This is a genomic window from Herbaspirillum sp. GCM10030257 (assembly GCF_042666555.1).
Lineage (GTDB): Bacteria > Pseudomonadota > Gammaproteobacteria > Burkholderiales > Burkholderiaceae_D > Noviherbaspirillum.
Map to the genome: position 1 here is coordinate 76,302 of NZ_JBHTDH010000012.1, position 15,193 is coordinate 91,494.

14 protein-coding genes are annotated in these 15,193 nt (G+C 56.7%); 1 reads left to right on the plus strand and 13 read right to left on the minus strand.

Features of this window, described 5'->3' with window-relative positions; genetic code table 11:
- Positions 1-58: 58 nt before the first annotated feature.
- From ACFQUU_RS18135 to ACFQUU_RS18190, 12 genes are all read right to left on the minus strand, one after another.
- Positions 59-298, minus strand: a complete 240-nt coding sequence (locus tag ACFQUU_RS18135; RefSeq protein ID WP_382249505.1) for a hypothetical protein — start codon at positions 296-298, stop codon at positions 59-61.
- A gap of 158 nt (positions 299-456) precedes the next feature.
- Positions 457-990: a FixH family protein gene (locus tag ACFQUU_RS18140; protein WP_382249506.1), complete on the minus strand. Its 534-nt coding sequence runs from the start codon at positions 988-990 to the stop codon at positions 457-459.
- Between the two features lie 44 nt (positions 991-1,034).
- Positions 1,035-2,429, minus strand: a complete 1,395-nt coding sequence (ccoG, locus tag ACFQUU_RS18145) for a cytochrome c oxidase accessory protein CcoG (RefSeq protein ID WP_382249507.1) — start codon at positions 2,427-2,429, stop codon at positions 1,035-1,037.
- Positions 2,430-2,501: 72 nt separating this feature from the next.
- A complete protein-coding gene (gene ccoP / locus ACFQUU_RS18150; RefSeq protein ID WP_382249508.1) occupies positions 2,502-3,431 on the minus strand; it encodes a cytochrome-c oxidase, cbb3-type subunit III in 930 nt (309 codons plus the stop codon).
- Positions 3,424-3,606 (minus strand): cbb3-type cytochrome oxidase subunit 3, encoded by a 183-nt coding sequence (locus tag ACFQUU_RS18155; RefSeq protein WP_382249510.1) that lies wholly within the window; start codon positions 3,604-3,606, stop codon positions 3,424-3,426. The genes ccoP and ACFQUU_RS18155 overlap by 8 nt, the downstream gene beginning before the upstream one ends.
- A gap of 2 nt (positions 3,607-3,608) precedes the next feature.
- The gene (gene ccoO / locus ACFQUU_RS18160) at positions 3,609-4,226 is read right to left on the minus strand and encodes a cytochrome-c oxidase, cbb3-type subunit II (protein WP_382249511.1); all 618 of its coding nucleotides are present in this window, start codon (positions 4,224-4,226) and stop codon (positions 3,609-3,611) included.
- Between the two features lie 13 nt (positions 4,227-4,239).
- A complete protein-coding gene (ccoN, locus tag ACFQUU_RS18165; RefSeq protein WP_382249513.1) occupies positions 4,240-5,667 on the minus strand; it encodes a cytochrome-c oxidase, cbb3-type subunit I in 1,428 nt (475 codons plus the stop codon).
- Positions 5,668-6,320: 653 nt separating this feature from the next.
- Positions 6,321-6,518: a cbb3-type cytochrome oxidase assembly protein CcoS gene (gene ccoS / locus ACFQUU_RS18170; protein ID WP_382249514.1), complete on the minus strand. Its 198-nt coding sequence runs from the start codon at positions 6,516-6,518 to the stop codon at positions 6,321-6,323.
- Positions 6,519-6,529: 11 nt separating this feature from the next.
- Positions 6,530-9,073: a heavy metal translocating P-type ATPase gene (locus ACFQUU_RS18175; RefSeq protein ID WP_382249515.1), complete on the minus strand. Its 2,544-nt coding sequence runs from the start codon at positions 9,071-9,073 to the stop codon at positions 6,530-6,532.
- A complete protein-coding gene (locus ACFQUU_RS18180; RefSeq protein WP_382249517.1) occupies positions 9,073-9,855 on the minus strand; it encodes a sulfite exporter TauE/SafE family protein in 783 nt (260 codons plus the stop codon). The genes ACFQUU_RS18175 and ACFQUU_RS18180 overlap by 1 nt, the downstream gene beginning before the upstream one ends.
- Positions 9,856-9,910: 55 nt before the next feature.
- A complete protein-coding gene (gene hemN, locus ACFQUU_RS18185; protein ID WP_382249518.1) occupies positions 9,911-11,341 on the minus strand; it encodes an oxygen-independent coproporphyrinogen III oxidase in 1,431 nt (476 codons plus the stop codon).
- Positions 11,342-11,628: 287 nt separating this feature from the next.
- A complete protein-coding gene (locus ACFQUU_RS18190) occupies positions 11,629-12,828 on the minus strand; it encodes an NAD(P)H-dependent flavin oxidoreductase (RefSeq protein WP_382249519.1) in 1,200 nt (399 codons plus the stop codon).
- 281 nt (positions 12,829-13,109) lie between these two features.
- Between ACFQUU_RS18190 and ACFQUU_RS18195 the strand changes: the two genes are divergently transcribed.
- Positions 13,110-14,444 carry an NAD(P)/FAD-dependent oxidoreductase gene (locus tag ACFQUU_RS18195; protein WP_382249521.1) on the plus strand — a complete coding sequence of 445 codons (1,335 nt, stop codon included), beginning with the start codon at positions 13,110-13,112 and terminating at the stop codon, positions 14,442-14,444.
- Positions 14,445-14,676: 232 nt separating this feature from the next.
- On the opposite strand, the gene ACFQUU_RS18200 is transcribed toward ACFQUU_RS18195, so the two are convergent.
- Positions 14,677-15,150 (minus strand): Spy/CpxP family protein refolding chaperone, encoded by a 474-nt coding sequence (locus tag ACFQUU_RS18200; protein ID WP_382249522.1) that lies wholly within the window; start codon positions 15,148-15,150, stop codon positions 14,677-14,679.
- Between the last annotated feature and the right edge of the window lie 43 nt (positions 15,151-15,193).

Consider the following 15,193-nt stretch of genomic DNA (forward strand, 5'->3'; position numbering starts at 1 on the left):
CTGAATCGGGAGCCCCCTACGGATATTTCTATCTTGCGAAGCGCTGGGGATTCGTTATCTAAAACGGTATCTTTTTATCGTTGGGAACCGCCAGCAGATAGCAGGTCAGCATGCTCGCCAGCGAACAAAATGCCCAGATACTGAAGAATCCAATGGTGTACACCGCCAGGGGATTTACCTCGATATGGTTCCCGACCAAGGCAAGGTCATGCGGGTCGAACAGGGAAAACAAGAATCCCTCGGCCACAATGGCAACCAGAAATGACGGCCACAACACAACCATAATCAATCTTGCCATTTCGGCATCCTCCATCCCGTCTAACGCGCTAATCCTTTAACGCGCTTTCGTTGTACCGCCGCTGTTTTTCGTTGGGGTTACCCTATCCTGCCATGCCATCGATTCCCGGATTCGGGAATTCTTTCGTAAATCCGGGAATGAAGGCATGCCTGCTCGGCTTACCTGATAGCGTCGGCGGTAATGCTCACCGAGCGCTGCTTCGGGTAATCCCAGACCTGATGCAAGCGCCAGTCGCGGCGCTCGCTTTCGATCAATACCTGCCAGCGTGCCATATCGAGCATCGGCAGGGCAACCTGGAAAGCTCCATCGCGGTCAGGACTCGCCTGCAGGTGGATGTCCTTTTCCGGCTGGGTCGAATGCACCAGCTTGATGGTCAATTTGCCAGTCGCTGCATCTCCGAGTCCATTCACCGTTCCCGAAAGCATGCCTGCAGCCGGGTCATAGCGCAAGCCGGCCTGCAAGCGCATATCCGCAGCGATCCGATCACGGGTCAAGTCCTGGTTGATGACCTTGCCTTCCTTGTAATAGTCGTCGACCACCAGTGCATCCTGCTGGGTGAAGGCCACCCATGTGGTGTGTATTCCTGCTACCACCACGATCGCCGGGCCCAGCATGATGAGCCAAGGCCAACGGTGCATGTACCATGGCCTAGCCGAGGTCGGTGCCGTTCCGGATCGAATATTGGTACACATTTTCTGCTCCTTCTTTAACTGCGTCTTGGGCTGCTTAACCGTACTTAGCGGGGTACGAAAAAGACCGCTTTCTCTGTAACCTGCAACCGTTCGTCATCGACTGCAACCAGCTCGAACTGAATCTTGTTCGAGCCTTTTTCACCTTTGCCGTGCGGCACGCGCACCCTGACAGGTACACCACGCGAAGCAGTCCCTTCCAGTTCGACCATCACAGGTGTGGCCAGTGCAATGCCATCGATACCGGCAACCGAAATGCGGAAGCGATGCGGCTGCTCATCGGTGTTCATGATTTGCAGGCGATAGACGTTTTCAATAATACCCTCTTCTACCTCACGTCCCATTGCACCACGGTCGCGGATCACGTCCATCTTCACCGGGGTGCGTCCGAGCAGGGAGCCGAACGATGACAGCACGATCAGGGCAAGGATTGCGCTATAAATCAATATGCGCGGACGCATCGCACGCCTGCGAATGTCTCTGGCGCTCAATCCCTTTTCCATTGCATTCTCGGTGGAGTAACGCACCAGGCCGCGCGGCGCGCCAATCTTGTCCATCACCGAATCGCATGCGTCGATACATGCCGCACAGCCGATGCAGTCGGATTGCAGGCCATCGCGGATATCGATGCCGGTCGGGCAAACCTGTACACACATCGAGCAGTCGATGCAGGACCCCAGGGCCGACGCGTCGGCCTTGCGTGTTCTGGCGCCGCGTGGCTCGCCGCGCTTGGCGTCATAGGTAACGGTCAGCGTATCCTTGTCGAACATCGAGCTCTGGAAACGTGCATACGGACACATGTATTTGCACACCTGCTCGCGCATCCAGCCGGCATTGCCATAAGTGGCAAATGCGTAGAACAGTATCCAGAACCATTCCCACGGGCCGAGCCCCAGGTTGGCGACTTTACCGGCCAGCGTATGGATAGGGGTGAAATACCCGACGAAGGTAAATCCGGTCCACAGTGCGACCGCAGCCCATGCCAGATGCTTGGATGACTTGCGCACGAACTTGTCGACGCTCATGGGCTGGCGGTCAAGGCGCATGCGTGCGCTACGGCTGCCTTCGATCTTGCGCTCGATCCACATGAAGATTTCCGTGTAGACCGTTTGCGGACAGGCATAGCCGCACCAGAGTCGGCCGGCAATCGCCGTGAACAAAAACAGGGAATAAGCGCAGACGATCAGTAGCAGCGCGAGATAAATAAAGTCCTGTGGCCACAGTACGATGCCGAACAGGTAAAACTTGCGCGATACCAGATCAAACAGTACCGCCTGACGGTCGTTCCATGACATCCATGGCAAACCGTAGAAGACGAGTTGGGTGAGCCACACACAAAGCCAGCGCCAGTTCGCGTACCAGCCTTTCGCTTCGCGCGGATAGATTTCCTGGCGTGCCTGGTACATGGTGACGACAGAAACCTTGACAGCAGGTTCGCTCATTATTTCACTCTTTGCTTGATGTGGCCGGGATGCCTGATGGCTGCCCGGCCGTGAACATCGGATTACCAGACTTTACTTCTCGGCGACCAGCGCCTTGTCGTTGGACAGGCCCCAGACGTAGGCAGCCAATACATGGACTTTGCCTTCACCCAGGAAGTCATGGAATGCAGGCATGGTGTTGCTGCGGCCCTTGCGGATGGTTTCCATGATGGTGTCCGCACTGCCGCCGTACAGCCAGATCTTGTCGCTCAGGTTTGGTGCGCCGAGCGCCGGGTTACCCTTGCCACTCGCACCGTGGCATGCTGCGCAGGCCGCGAACTTGTCCTTGCCGAAAGCAACCTTGATCGGGTCCGAAGTCGAGCCGGACAGGCTAAGTACGTAGTGGGCGACATTCTCGACATCCTTGTCCGAACCCAAAGCAGCGGCCATGGAAGGCATCATGCCGTTACGGCCGTTCAGGATGGTCGTCTTGATGATGTCAGGCTCACCGCCATACAACCAGTCCTTGTCGGTCAGATTGGGATAACCCTTGTTGCCGCGGGCATCGGAACCATGGCACTGCGCGCAGTAGGTCATGAACAGGCGCTCGCCGATCGCATGGGCTTGCGGGTCAGCCGCAACCACCTTCAGGTCCTGGTGCAGATACTTTTCAAAGATCGGGCCATAGTCCTTGTCCGCCTTGGCCAGTTCCGCCTGATACTCACCAGTCGACTCCCAGCCCAGCTTGCCCTTGAACGAACCGAGGCCGGGATACAGCACCAGATAACCGATACTGAACACGATAGTGATGTAGAACAGCCACATCCACCAACGCGGCATCGGGTTGTTGAGTTCGGTAAGACCCTCGTCCCAGCTATGGCCGGTAGATTTGGCCGATTCGCCTTCCGGCACGATAATCTTCACCCTGGACTGCACCCACAGCAGGATTGCGCATCCCGCAATTCCCAGTATCGTCAGAACGGCGACGTAGCCGCTCCAGAATTCATTGGTAAAGTCAGACATGTTTTTCCCCTGCTGTATCGATAGCCGGTTCGTCAGCGAACGGCAGATTGGCAGCCGCATCAAAATCGGTGCGGCGATGCGCGATATAGGTCCACCAGACGATACCTGCGAAGGTAAGGAAGCTCAGTACCGTCACCACGCTGCGCGCATCAAAAATAAACTGTTCGAACGTCATGATTACCTCTTTGCCTTGATCTGAATGCCCATGCCTTGCAGATAGGCGACCAGCGCATCCTGTTCAGTCTTGCCTTCCACTTCCTTGGCTGCATTCGCAATTTCTTCATCGCTATAGGGGTGACCCAGTTTGCGCAACGCCTGCATCTTTGGCGCGACGGACAACGGGTCAACCTTGGCGGTTGCCAGCCATGGATAGGCCGGCATGTTCGACTCGGGAACGACATCACGCGGGTTGTTCAGGTGAGTACGGTGCCATTCGTCGCTGTAACGACCACCAACGCGTGCCAGGTCCGGACCGGTACGCTTCGAGCCCCACTGGAACGGACGGTCATACACAAACTCCGAAGCGACCGAATAGTGACCATAACGCTCGGTCTCGGCGCGGAATGGACGGATCATCTGCGAGTGGCAGTTGTAGCAACCTTCACGCACATACACATCGCGACCCACCAGACGCAATGCCGAATAAGGCTTCAATCCGGCGAGCGGCTCGGTCGTTGATTTCTGGAAGAACAGCGGCACGATCTCGACCAGACCGCCGACGCTGACCACGAGAACCACCAGCGCAATCAACAGCCACGGGTTCTTCTCGATCATTTCATGTGAAAACTTTTTCATTACTGCTCCTGATTCAGGCATGTGCCGGCGCAATTGAAGGGATACGTGCGGAGACTTCCTTGCCATCGCGCACAGTCATGAACGTGTTGTACGCCATGAGAATCATGCCGCCGAGGTACAGCAGGCCGCCGCTGAAACGAATGACGTAGTAGGGATAGGTTGCCTTGACCGACTCAACGAACGTATAAGTGAGGGTTCCGTCGGCATTGACCGCGCGCCACATCAAGCCCTGCATCACGCCGGCAATCCACATCGAGGCGATGTACAGGACGATACCGATGGTCGCCATCCAGAAATGCACGTCGATCAACCGTACGCTCCACATCTCGGTCTTGCCGGACAAACGCGGCAGCAGGTAGTAGATCGAACCCATGGTGATAAATCCAACCCAGCCAAGCGCACCGGCATGGACGTGGCCAACGGTCCAGTCGGTGTAATGCGACAGCGCGTTGACGGTCTTGATCGACATCATCGGGCCTTCGAAGGTCGACATGCCGTAGAACGACAGCGATACGATCAGGAACTTGAGGATAGGATCGGAGCGCAGCTTGTCCCAGGCGCCAGACAATGTCATCACGCCGTTGATCATGCCGCCCCACGACGGCGCCAGCAGGATCAGCGAGAACACCATACCTATCGACTGCGTCCAGTCAGGCAATGCGGTGTAGTGCAGATGGTGCGGGCCTGCCCACATGTAGGTAAAGATCAGTGCCCAGAAGTGCACGATGGACAAGCGGTACGAGTACACCGGCTTGTCAGCCTGCTTGGGGATGAAGTAATACATCATGCCAAGGAAGCCCGCTGTCAGGAAGAAGCCGACCGCATTGTGACCGTACCACCACTGGATCATCGCATCCTGCACACCAGCGTAGGCCGAATAGGACTTGGTTGCCGAAACCGGTATTGCTGCGCTGTTGACCAGATGCAGCAAGGCGACAGCCAGGATAAAGCCGCCGAAGAACCAGTTTGCAACGTAGATATGGGCGACCTTACGCTTGACCAGCGTGCCGAAGAACACCACCGCATACGATACCCATACCAATGTGATCAGGATGTCGATCAGCCATTCGAGTTCGGCATACTCCTTGCCGGAGGTCATACCCAGCGGCAGTGTAATGGTGGCGGCCACGATAACAGCCTGCCAGCCCCAAAAGGTAAAGGCGGCAAGGCCATCGGAGAACAGGCGAACCTGCGAGGTACGCTGAACCACGTAGTAAGAAGTTGCAAACAATGCGCAACCACCGAATGCAAAGATCACCGCATTGGTATGCAGGGGGCGCAAGCGACCATAGGACAGCCATGCGATGTCGAAATTCAGGGCGGGCCAGGCGAGCTGTGCGGCGATGAACACGCCGACCAGCATACCGACCACGCCCCATACTACAGTCGCGATCGCGAATTGCTTCACGACCTTGTAGTTATAGTTGAGCGATGTATCCACGTACGATCTCCAGGTTTTGCTAACACGATGGGTGGAGAGTACGAGTTCGAACCTCTAAAAACCTTGACCTGAGTCAAATTCGTCCGAGTGCTGCAGAGGGAGTGAAAAACAGTTGCAGGAAGACTGCAGTGTGCTTATGCATTAGTAAATTGTTGGGCTGTTTCGCATGCGGGAAGTACATGCATTGATGTCATCGACTTCGGTCGATGCGCTGCGTTTCTCTTTGCATGGGACGTAGTGAAACGTGTAATGAATGCGTTTTCCGCCTTACAAGAGGGCGAACTTGAAGAACCCGAGTACAAGATGGTTTTTCTATTCGGAAGCCACATTAGGAGTCGGCGTATCGGAGCGATCAGATGGACTACCAGAGGCCGTAGCGCATCACTGGCCGGCCCCTTCCTCCTTTTAGGGGGAAGGTTGGGATGGGGGTAAAGCGGTGATGCACAAGCAGGCGCTTGCTCGACCTACACACCCCCACCCTAACCCTCCCCCTAAAAGAGGGAGGGAACCGGAAGCCGCAATTTAAGATGCCATCGATTTTATCTGGCGCCATGCTCAGGCATGTGCCATAGGAAAGTACCAGTCCTACCAACCGCAACAGAACAATCACTCAATACCGCAACACCGTCATGACACTCACGACGTACGCACACTCATGACGGACGTCGCACTTCCTTCTCCGCAACAGGCTTCACCTCCGCCGCATCAGCACTATCGTCGTCTTGCAGAATACGCATGGCGGGACCGACGAGATCATCAAATTGTCCGCCATCCGAAGCATTGAAGAATAGCCAGATAGTAAAGAACACAACCAGCACACTCATGGGAACGAGGAGATAGAGGGCTTCCATGATAATTCTTTCTATGCATTCCTGACGATGGGAGGAAGCAGCGCTTCCTGAACTGGCAGGTGTCCTGCTTTGGGGGCCGCCTTGGGTATTCTTCGCAAGCGCAGGGCATTGATCACCACCACTGCCGAACTCAGCGACATGCCGATGCCGGACAGCCATGGATTGAGCAGGCCGACGGCGGCTGCAGGAATAGCGACAAGGTTGTACAAACTCGCCCAGGCAAGGTTCTGCCGGGTCACCGCCATGGTTTGCGTAGCGGCGCGCATGGCGTCCGCTACCGCGTCAAGTCGTCCATGGAGCAGCACCGCGTCGGCATGCGTCTGCGCAAGCGCGGCACCGCTCCCCATGGCGAACGATACATCGGCAGCACGCAGCACCGCCGCGTCGTTGATGCCGTCCCCAACCATGGCAACGATGTTGCCTTGCTCCTGCAGGCGTTGCACAAATGCCAGCTTTTCGGCCGGAAGACATTGGCCATGAGCGCCAACAATACCCAGTTCGCGGGCAACTGCCGATGTCACTTCCTGCTCGTCCCCGCTTAACAGGATGACCTGCTTGCCCAATGCCTGGAAGTGACGGATGACATCGGCAGCATCATCACGAATGCGATCGGCCAGTTCAAAACGGGCGAGCCATCCCTGTTCGCCGCCCAGATAGACGGCGGTAAATTGACTTGCCTGCACCGCTGCCGACGCCTGGCCGCTCAACTCTTCCACGAAGGAAGCGGAGCCCACCCGGTACCGGTGCCCGTCGATGATCGCTTCGATCCCTTTGCCGGCAACGCTATCGACATCGCTGGTGACGATAGCGACTGACCCGATCAGTCCGCTGGTCTCGCGATTGGCGGCTTCGATCAAGGCATGCGCAAGCGGATGCGCGCTGCCGGCTTCCAGCGCAGCGGCGATGCGCAGGCATTCGACCCGGCTGGAAGCACCGAGCACGCGCACGTCACGCACCGAGGGCGTGCCGGTTGTCAGTGTGCCAGTCTTGTCAAAAACAATATGGGTCGTCCTGTGCAAGGTTTCCAGCACATGGGATTGCAAGACGAGCACGCCCTGGCGCAACAAGCGGTCGGTAGCGGCGGCCAGTGCGCTCGGCGTCGCGAGCGACAGTGCGCAAGGACAGGACACCACAAGCACCGCAATGGCAATCGGCCAGGCATGCGTCGGATTGACCCATTGCCAGGTACAGAACACGGCAATGGCAAAGAGCAGCAGCGTGGCAACAAACCACGTCGCGACCTTGTCCGCCCATACGGATAAGGTGGGCTTCGCCTGTCCTGCGCTTTCGATCAGCTTAAGCAGGCGCGACAAGGTGCTGTCCACTGCTACCCTAGTAACACGAACGACAAGAGCCTGCGTCGCATTGACCGCCCCGCCTTCAATTTCGTCGCCCGGACCACGCGATTGCGGCTTGCTTTCGCCGCTCAGCAATGACAGGTCGATTTCGGAACGCCCCTCAATTACGACGCAGTCGGCAGGAATGGCTTCGCCGGGCTTCACGATCAGTACATCGCCTTCAGCCAGGCGTGCGGCGGGAACCACTTCTTCGTGGCGGTCCTGAGGATATCCAGCGATGCGCGACGCCGATGCCGGCAAGGCATTCTGCAAGGTATCCAGCGCGGAGCTGGCTTTGCGTCGTGCAATAAATTCAAGATATCGACTGCACAGCAACAAGAAGATGAACATCGTTACCGAGTCGAAATACACATCGCCCTTGTCGGTCACGGTCGCGACTACACTGCCGATAAAGGCAGCGCCGATACCCAAGGCTACCGGGACATCCATGCCCAGCATCCGGTTTTTCAGATTGCGCCATGCGCCGCGGAAGAACGGCTGGGCTGAGTAAACCACAGCGGGAATCGTCAATAGCAGGCTGGCCCAACGCATCAGCGCTTCCATGTCGGCTTCAAGCGTGCCATCGGTCGCCACGTACACCGGGACCGCATACATCATGACTTGCATCATCGACAAGCCGGCAATAAACAACTGGCGGAACAGCGTTTTTCCTTCACGCTGTAATTGCTGACCATGGACCGCTGCATCAAAAGGATAAGCAAGGTACCCGACTTCACGTATCGCGGTGAGGATGGCACTGGGTTTGGCGACGGATTCTTTCCAGCGCAAATGCAGCTTGCCAGTGACAACATTCAGGTTGTAACTGACGATGCCGGCAACTGTAGAAAGCCGACGCTCTATCATCCAGACGCAGGCGGCGCAGCGTATCCCCTCAACGCACAGCACCGCATCGCGGCAATCCGGGTCGTCTGACCGGCTTGCGAACTGCTGCAATGCTTCCTGCGTGTCGTAAAGGCGCAGCTCGTCGGGCACCAAGGACGCCGTACCGCCGTTGGCCGAGTAGCCGTCGCGATTCAGGTAGTAATCGGACAAACCACTGTCCACAATAGTCCTGGCCACCGCTTCGCAACCTGGGCAGCACATAGCTCGCTCTGCGTCGGCAATGCGCACCGACCACGTCGCGCCTCGCGGAACGGGCAAGCCGCAGTGAAAGCAGGACGAGTCGTCTTTATATTCGCTGTTAATTAAAGTACCCATCAGTGCCCCCAATGAAATGAGGGGCTGGCAGGCGTCACGCAGATTATCTCCAGCCATGCCGGCGTCATACCGTGTACAGCACGATACAGACCGAGAATGCCAAACAACAGCACGACGATCCCACTAGCCAAACGTACGTGACGGTGATGCAACACCCGTTGCAGCTGCACCCCGAACAAGCCCATCGCCATTAGTGCGGGCAGCGTGCCGGTGCCAAATGCAAACATCACTGCAGCCCCTTGCAGTGCCGATCCGGCAAGCATCGCACTCATCAGGACGCTATAGACCATGCCGCAAGGCACCCAACCCCAGAGGCTGCCCAAGGCAAACGCCTTGCCAAAGCTATCTGCGGGCAACAAGCGTTTGGTGAGCGGCTGCACCCGGCTCCACACGCCGCGGCCTGCCGCCTCTAGCCGTGTCAATCCCTGCCATGCATCCATCAGGTACAGCCCCAGTGCGACCAGCATCAGGTTTGCAAGAAGGTAAAGGATCGCCTGCAGGGATGACATGAACGATAAGGCGGACAGGCCTTGTGCGAGTCCACCAGCGATCGCACCGGCTGTTGCATAGCTTGTGAGACGACCGGCATTATAGGCAGTCACGCGCATCGCATCAGTGAACTCCGCGGATTGCGGCATTGCCATCTGCGCAGCGGCCATCGGTGCAATGGGGATTACGCGACGACGCGAGGTCACCGAAAATGCGCTGACAATTCCGCCGCACATGCCGACGCAATGCACACTACCAAGCAAGCCAACAAGTAAGAATGGAATCAGGGACAAGTTTTCACCAACTGTGAACAGGTTTGAAGCAATCTCAACGGTTCGATACCGGATATCAAATGGTTTTCGAATAACGCAGGCGTTCAGTCTTGACCTCCTGCTTTTCACCGAGGTAGCGGTCGAATACCATGCAGATGTTACGGATGAGTAATCGCCCCTTCGGACTGACGGTCAGCCATTCCGGATCGAGCGTCAGCAGGCCGTCCTGTTCCATGGCGCGCAACTGCTCAAACTCTTTTGCAAAGTAGTTTGCAAAGGTGATCGGGTAAGCGACTTCAAGTGAGGCAATCGACAATTCGAAATTGCACATCAGCATCTGGATGATGATGCGGCGGAGTAAATCATCCACATTCAACTTGGTGCCACGTGCAATCGGCAATTCGCCCTGCTCGATACGCTCGTAATAGGCGTCGAGCGTTTTTTCATTCTGGCTATAGGTTGAGCCAACCGCGCTGATGGCCGACACGCCGCAAGAAATCATTTCCGCTTCGGCATGCGTGGAATAACCCTGGAAATTGCGGTGCAGCCTTCCCTGCCGCTGTGCGACCGCAAGATCGTCGTTCGGCTTGGCAAAATGATCCATGCCGATATAGACATAACCTGCGGCGGTCAAGCGCTTGATGCACAGGGACAGCATGTCGAGCTTGGTTTCGGCGCTCGGCAGCTCGTCTTCCGCTATGCGGCGTTGCGGCTTGAACAATGCCGGCATGTGCGCGTAGTTGTAGATCGAAATGCGATCAGGATCGGCAGCAATGACCTTGGTCAGCGTCCGGTCCATCGTCATCAGATTTTGCTTTGGCAAGCCATAGATGAGATCAATACTGATCGAGCGAAATCCGGCCTCCCGCGCGGCATCCATTACGGCCAGTGTCGTCTCTTCCGGTTGAATGCGATTAACCGCCTTCTGCACGTCCGGATCGAAATCCTGTACGCCAAAGCTGATGCGATTGAAGCCCTGCGTCCGCAGCGTACGAATGCGCTCGGGTGTTACGGTGCGGGGATCGATTTCGATCGAATATTCACCGGCATCATCGGTAGCGAAACGGAACCAGCGGCGCATGTGCGCCAGCAGGTCGCCCATTTGTTCATCTGACAGGTAGGTCGGCGTACCGCCGCCGAAATGCAATTGCGTCACGATATTGAGGTCGCCGGCAAGCTTTCCCTGCATGTCGATTTCGCGCTTCAGATAGGTCAGGTAGACCTCGGCCTTGCTACGGTTTTTAGTGATGATCTTGTTGCAGGCGCAGTAGTAGCAAAGCTTGTCGCAGAATGGGATATGCAGGTAGAGCGACAGAGGATTCCGCGCACCCATGGCGCGCACGCTGTTGACCGCCTGCATATAGTCGCCCATGCCAAAACCGTCGGTGAAGCGGTCAGCGGTCGGGTAAGAAGTGTAACGTGGTCCCTGCCGGCTGAGCTTGCGGATCAGCGCTGCATCGAACTGGACGTTGGGGGCAAAGGATAATGCTGTGGCGGGAACTGCCATGTCGGACTCCGGCTCACGCGCCCCACCAGCGGGACGCTATCAACTGCTGCGAAGTGTACGAGTCGGAGCCGGTTTGCAACCTTGATCCAAGTCAAAATGGCCCGGATTGGAAAACATTGTGACTGCGAGCGATATCGGTTCGTCAAGAGTGGGGTACCAATATGCTTTGTCGAAGACTTGATAACGACGCCTTCTCCTTGGGTACCGCCGGTATGACGCTTCTCGTTTTGACAAGAAACCTGTACCGGCCAGCTGGCGGCTAAGCATGCGCCGGGAGCTTGACGCGCCTATGGGGCAGCAAGCGGCGGCATTACACCGCTCGCATGTTGAGAGATCGGTCCGGGACGCTTGCCGGTCATGAGGAACTCGATCAGTTCTCGCACCGGTCTGATCTCGCTACCGAATGGGAGCGGTTCGGCGCCACGGAAGAACAAACCGCGCTTCACGTCTCCCTGAAGAGCGAATGCCAGTCGCGTATCGATGCAGAATTGTCCCGCCTTGGCAATGCCATCCCTCAGTCCGCATTGGTGCAGACAATCGAATCCGACTGTGCATTCTTTCGGCCCGGCCTTGCGCTGCAGCTTTTCCTCCTTCTCCAGATAATTCACGAGCCACGGTGTGCGCACTCCGCGCGCGGGAAGACCGGCGACGCTCATGAATGTAACGATGTCTTCCGGCTTGGCTTCGGCAAGAACCTTTTTGAAATTGATATGCGCGTCACCTTCTTCGGTCACGGCGAATGCGGTGCCAAGCTGTACCGCACTTGCACCTAGGGCGAGCAAGTCACGCAACTGCTCATGTGAATTTACGCCGCCTGCTGCGATCAGGGGAATACGTTCGCTTTCGATGCCTAGCTCACGGAACACGTTAAATGTACCTTCCAGCACTACCGGGAAATCAAAATGCGGCTGGTCGACATCTTCGAGTCGGGCAGCGCCAAGGTGGCCCGCCGCGCGGCGCGGATTTTCAATGACGATGGCATCCGGCAGGCGGTTTTTCCGCATCCACTTCTTCAGGACCAGCGCAATGCCGCGCGCGTCCGACAGAATGGGGATCAAGGCAACATCCGGGTAGTCAGTTGTGAGTTCCGGCAGATCGAGCGGCAGCCCCGCGCCAACGACGATGGCACCGGCACCGCTTTCACAGGCCTGTCGCACATAGGCGGCGTACTCAGCTACGGCACGCATGATATTGACACCTACTACACCCTTGCCGCCCGCGATGCGATTGGCAGCGGCGATTTCGCGGTCAAGCGCTATAAGGTTGACTCTATCGATCAGCGCCTTGTCGCGCGACTTTGCCGTCTGCGCCATGAGGTCGGGATGATGCCGGCGCAGGTCGACACTGGATATGGTCCCGACCGCGCCAAGCTTGGCAACGCTGCCTGCGAGACGGTGCGCCGACACGCCAACGCCCATCCCCCCTTGAACGATAGGCAACAGGTTTTTACCCTTGATTGGAAATGGTTTCAGGATGTTGTGCTGCACGGCGTGCTTTCTCTTATTGAGCGACGTGCGAATGTAGCAAACGAGAAATACGATTTGTTTGATCTCAGTCAATTATTGCAGACTTGCATATCGCCCTCGTTCGTACTGACAGGCATTCGCTGATCTAAAGCGAAGCTCCTCCCAATAGCAGGCACATCAACATAACGAACCGAATACCGGGAACAGTGTCACTTTCGTAATAAAGTGCTGTGTTGTGGTGGCGGCACGTCATCCCCATATTAATTAAGAATATGACGAGCCCATTTTCCAAGGAGAAAAGTTTGACTCAGGCAGCAGGAGCAAGTACGAGCCCACACCGTATCACCATTGTAGGTGGCGGAGCCGGCGGACTGGAACTCGCGGTTCGCCTCGGAAAAAAACTCGGGAGGCACAAGAAGGCAATCATCACCCTGGTCGATGTCGAACGCACGCACCTGTGGAAACCGTTGTTGCATCAGGTTGCGGCTGGCACATTGGATAGTCATGCCGATGAACTTGAGTACCTCGCGCTGGCACGCGACTATCATTTCACGTTCCGCCTCGGCCGTATGGATGGCCTGAACCGTTCACTGAAAGAAATTTACGTCGCCCCGACTTATGACGAAAACGGCGAAGAAATTCTTCCCCGCCAGGCTATTCCCTATGACACGCTGGTGCTGGCGGTGGGTAGCCAGACGAATGACTTCGGCACGCCAGGTGCACGGGAACACGCCATCATGCTCGACTCGCCGGATGCAGCGGAGCGTTTCCATCAACAGCTTGTCAATGCATGCCTGCGTGCACAGGCAAAAGCGCGTGCACCCGGCCAAGGGCGCTTTACTGTGACCATCATCGGCGGCGGTGCAACCGGTGTCGAGCTTTCTGCCGAGTTGCACATGACCGCAAAAATCATTTCCAGTTATGGCCTGGCGAACTTCGATCCTGAGAAAGATCTGAAAATTGTGATTGTCGATGCCGCGCCGCGCTTGCTCCAAGCTCTTCCGGAACGGCTGTCTGTCGCGGTCGGCAATGAATTGCGTTCTCTCGATATCGAGATTCATACCAACGAGCGTGTGGTCGACGTCTCGAAGGATGGTGTAAAAATGGCGAGCGGCAAGTTCATTCCGAGCGGACTCGTGGTCTGGGCAGCCGGTATCAAGGTAGCGGATTTCGTGAAGAACCTCGACGGCCTGGAGACCAATCGCATCAATCAACTGGTCGTGCAACGCACCTTGCAGACCAGCCGTGATCCATCCATCTTTGCCATGGGAGATTGCGCTGCGTGTCCGCTGGAAGACGGCAAGACGACAGTGCCACCCCGCGCGCAGTCGGCACACCAGGAAGCCTATACCCTCAGCAAATCCCTGGTACGCATGCTTCAGGGTAAATCGCTACTTGAATTCAAGTACCGCGATCACGGTTCTCTGGTTTCGCTCGGTAACTACAGCACCATCGGCAGCCTGATGGGCGCCATCGCGAAGGGATCGGTCTTCATTGAAGGCAATATCGCCAAGTGGATGTACTGGTGGCTGCACAAACACCATCAGATTGTTGTCAATGGGGTGTTCAGAACCTGGCTTTCGACCTGGACCGACGCCATCAACTGGATACGTAATCCGCGTATCAAGCTACATTGACGTGCGAGCTTCGAGAATCGTCATGTGCAAAAAGGGTGAGACCTTGTGGGTCTCACCAAATCTGGCAAAGTCATCGGTAACACGGCACAGCTCGACCGTGCACTGGATATGCCAGAAAGCACAGGACAGGAGAATTTATCAGTGATGACAACGAGTTAACCGCATGGAGAACCGGTAGGCGAAGCCCGTGCAATGCTTCGCCCCTGCTTACTACCTACAGGACGGCAGGCGTTTAACGCGGTCCGCCGTGACGACGGCCACCGCCATGCATCTTGAACTCATCGTTAAAGGTCTTTTGCTGGTCTGGCGACAGCACCGCATAAAATTCCTTGGTTGCTGCCAGGCGCTCGGTCATGCGCTGCTCGCGCTGCTTCATCATGCCAAGCATTTTTTCCATCCGCTCGGGGACGGACAATTTTTCCATTTCAGCCCGGTCGGGACGCTGAAGCCGTTCCGCCGGCTTCATCCGGGAAATATAGGTCTGCCATGCCGTTTCCTGATTTGCATTGAGTTTCAGTTTGTCGTGCAGCGCGGCCTGGCGTTTGGCCATCCGTTCGCGCATCTGTTCAGGCGAATGCCGATGCTCGTGAGCCGGGCCGGCTCCCGTCGGGCCGGAGCCAGGCTGTTCCGCACTGGCGGCGAATGTGCCCGCGGCCACGCCCGTCGTCAACAAGAGAGCAAGCAGGCTTTTGCGAAATGTGGTCATGATTCTTCCTTCCGAAGTGGTTGTCGTGCACTGCGCACGGTTT

What these genes read in the sequence shown, in the direction of transcription:
- ACFQUU_RS18155 (WP_382249510.1), bottom strand. Translation starts at nt 3,606, where the DNA reads ATGACGTTCGAACAGTTTATTTTTGATGCGCGCAGCGTGGTGACGGTA.
- ACFQUU_RS18200 (WP_382249522.1), bottom strand. Translation starts at nt 15,150, where the DNA reads ATGACCACATTTCGCAAAAGCCTGCTTGCTCTCTTGTTGACGACGGGC.
- ACFQUU_RS18135 (WP_382249505.1), bottom strand. Translation starts at nt 298, where the DNA reads ATGGCAAGATTGATTATGGTTGTGTTGTGGCCGTCATTTCTGGTTGCC.
- hemN (WP_382249518.1), bottom strand. Translation starts at nt 11,341, where the DNA reads ATGGCAGTTCCCGCCACAGCATTATCCTTTGCCCCCAACGTCCAGTTC.
- ccoP (WP_382249508.1), bottom strand. Translation starts at nt 3,431, where the DNA reads ATGTCTGACTTTACCAATGAATTCTGGAGCGGCTACGTCGCCGTTCTG.
- ACFQUU_RS18140 (WP_382249506.1), bottom strand. Translation starts at nt 990, where the DNA reads ATGTGTACCAATATTCGATCCGGAACGGCACCGACCTCGGCTAGGCCA.
- ccoO (WP_382249511.1), bottom strand. Translation starts at nt 4,226, where the DNA reads ATGAAAAAGTTTTCACATGAAATGATCGAGAAGAACCCGTGGCTGTTG.
- ACFQUU_RS18175 (WP_382249515.1), bottom strand. Translation starts at nt 9,073, where the DNA reads ATGGGTACTTTAATTAACAGCGAATATAAAGACGACTCGTCCTGCTTT.
- ccoG (WP_382249507.1), bottom strand. Translation starts at nt 2,429, where the DNA reads ATGAGCGAACCTGCTGTCAAGGTTTCTGTCGTCACCATGTACCAGGCA.
- ccoS (WP_382249514.1), bottom strand. Translation starts at nt 6,518, where the DNA reads ATGGAAGCCCTCTATCTCCTCGTTCCCATGAGTGTGCTGGTTGTGTTC.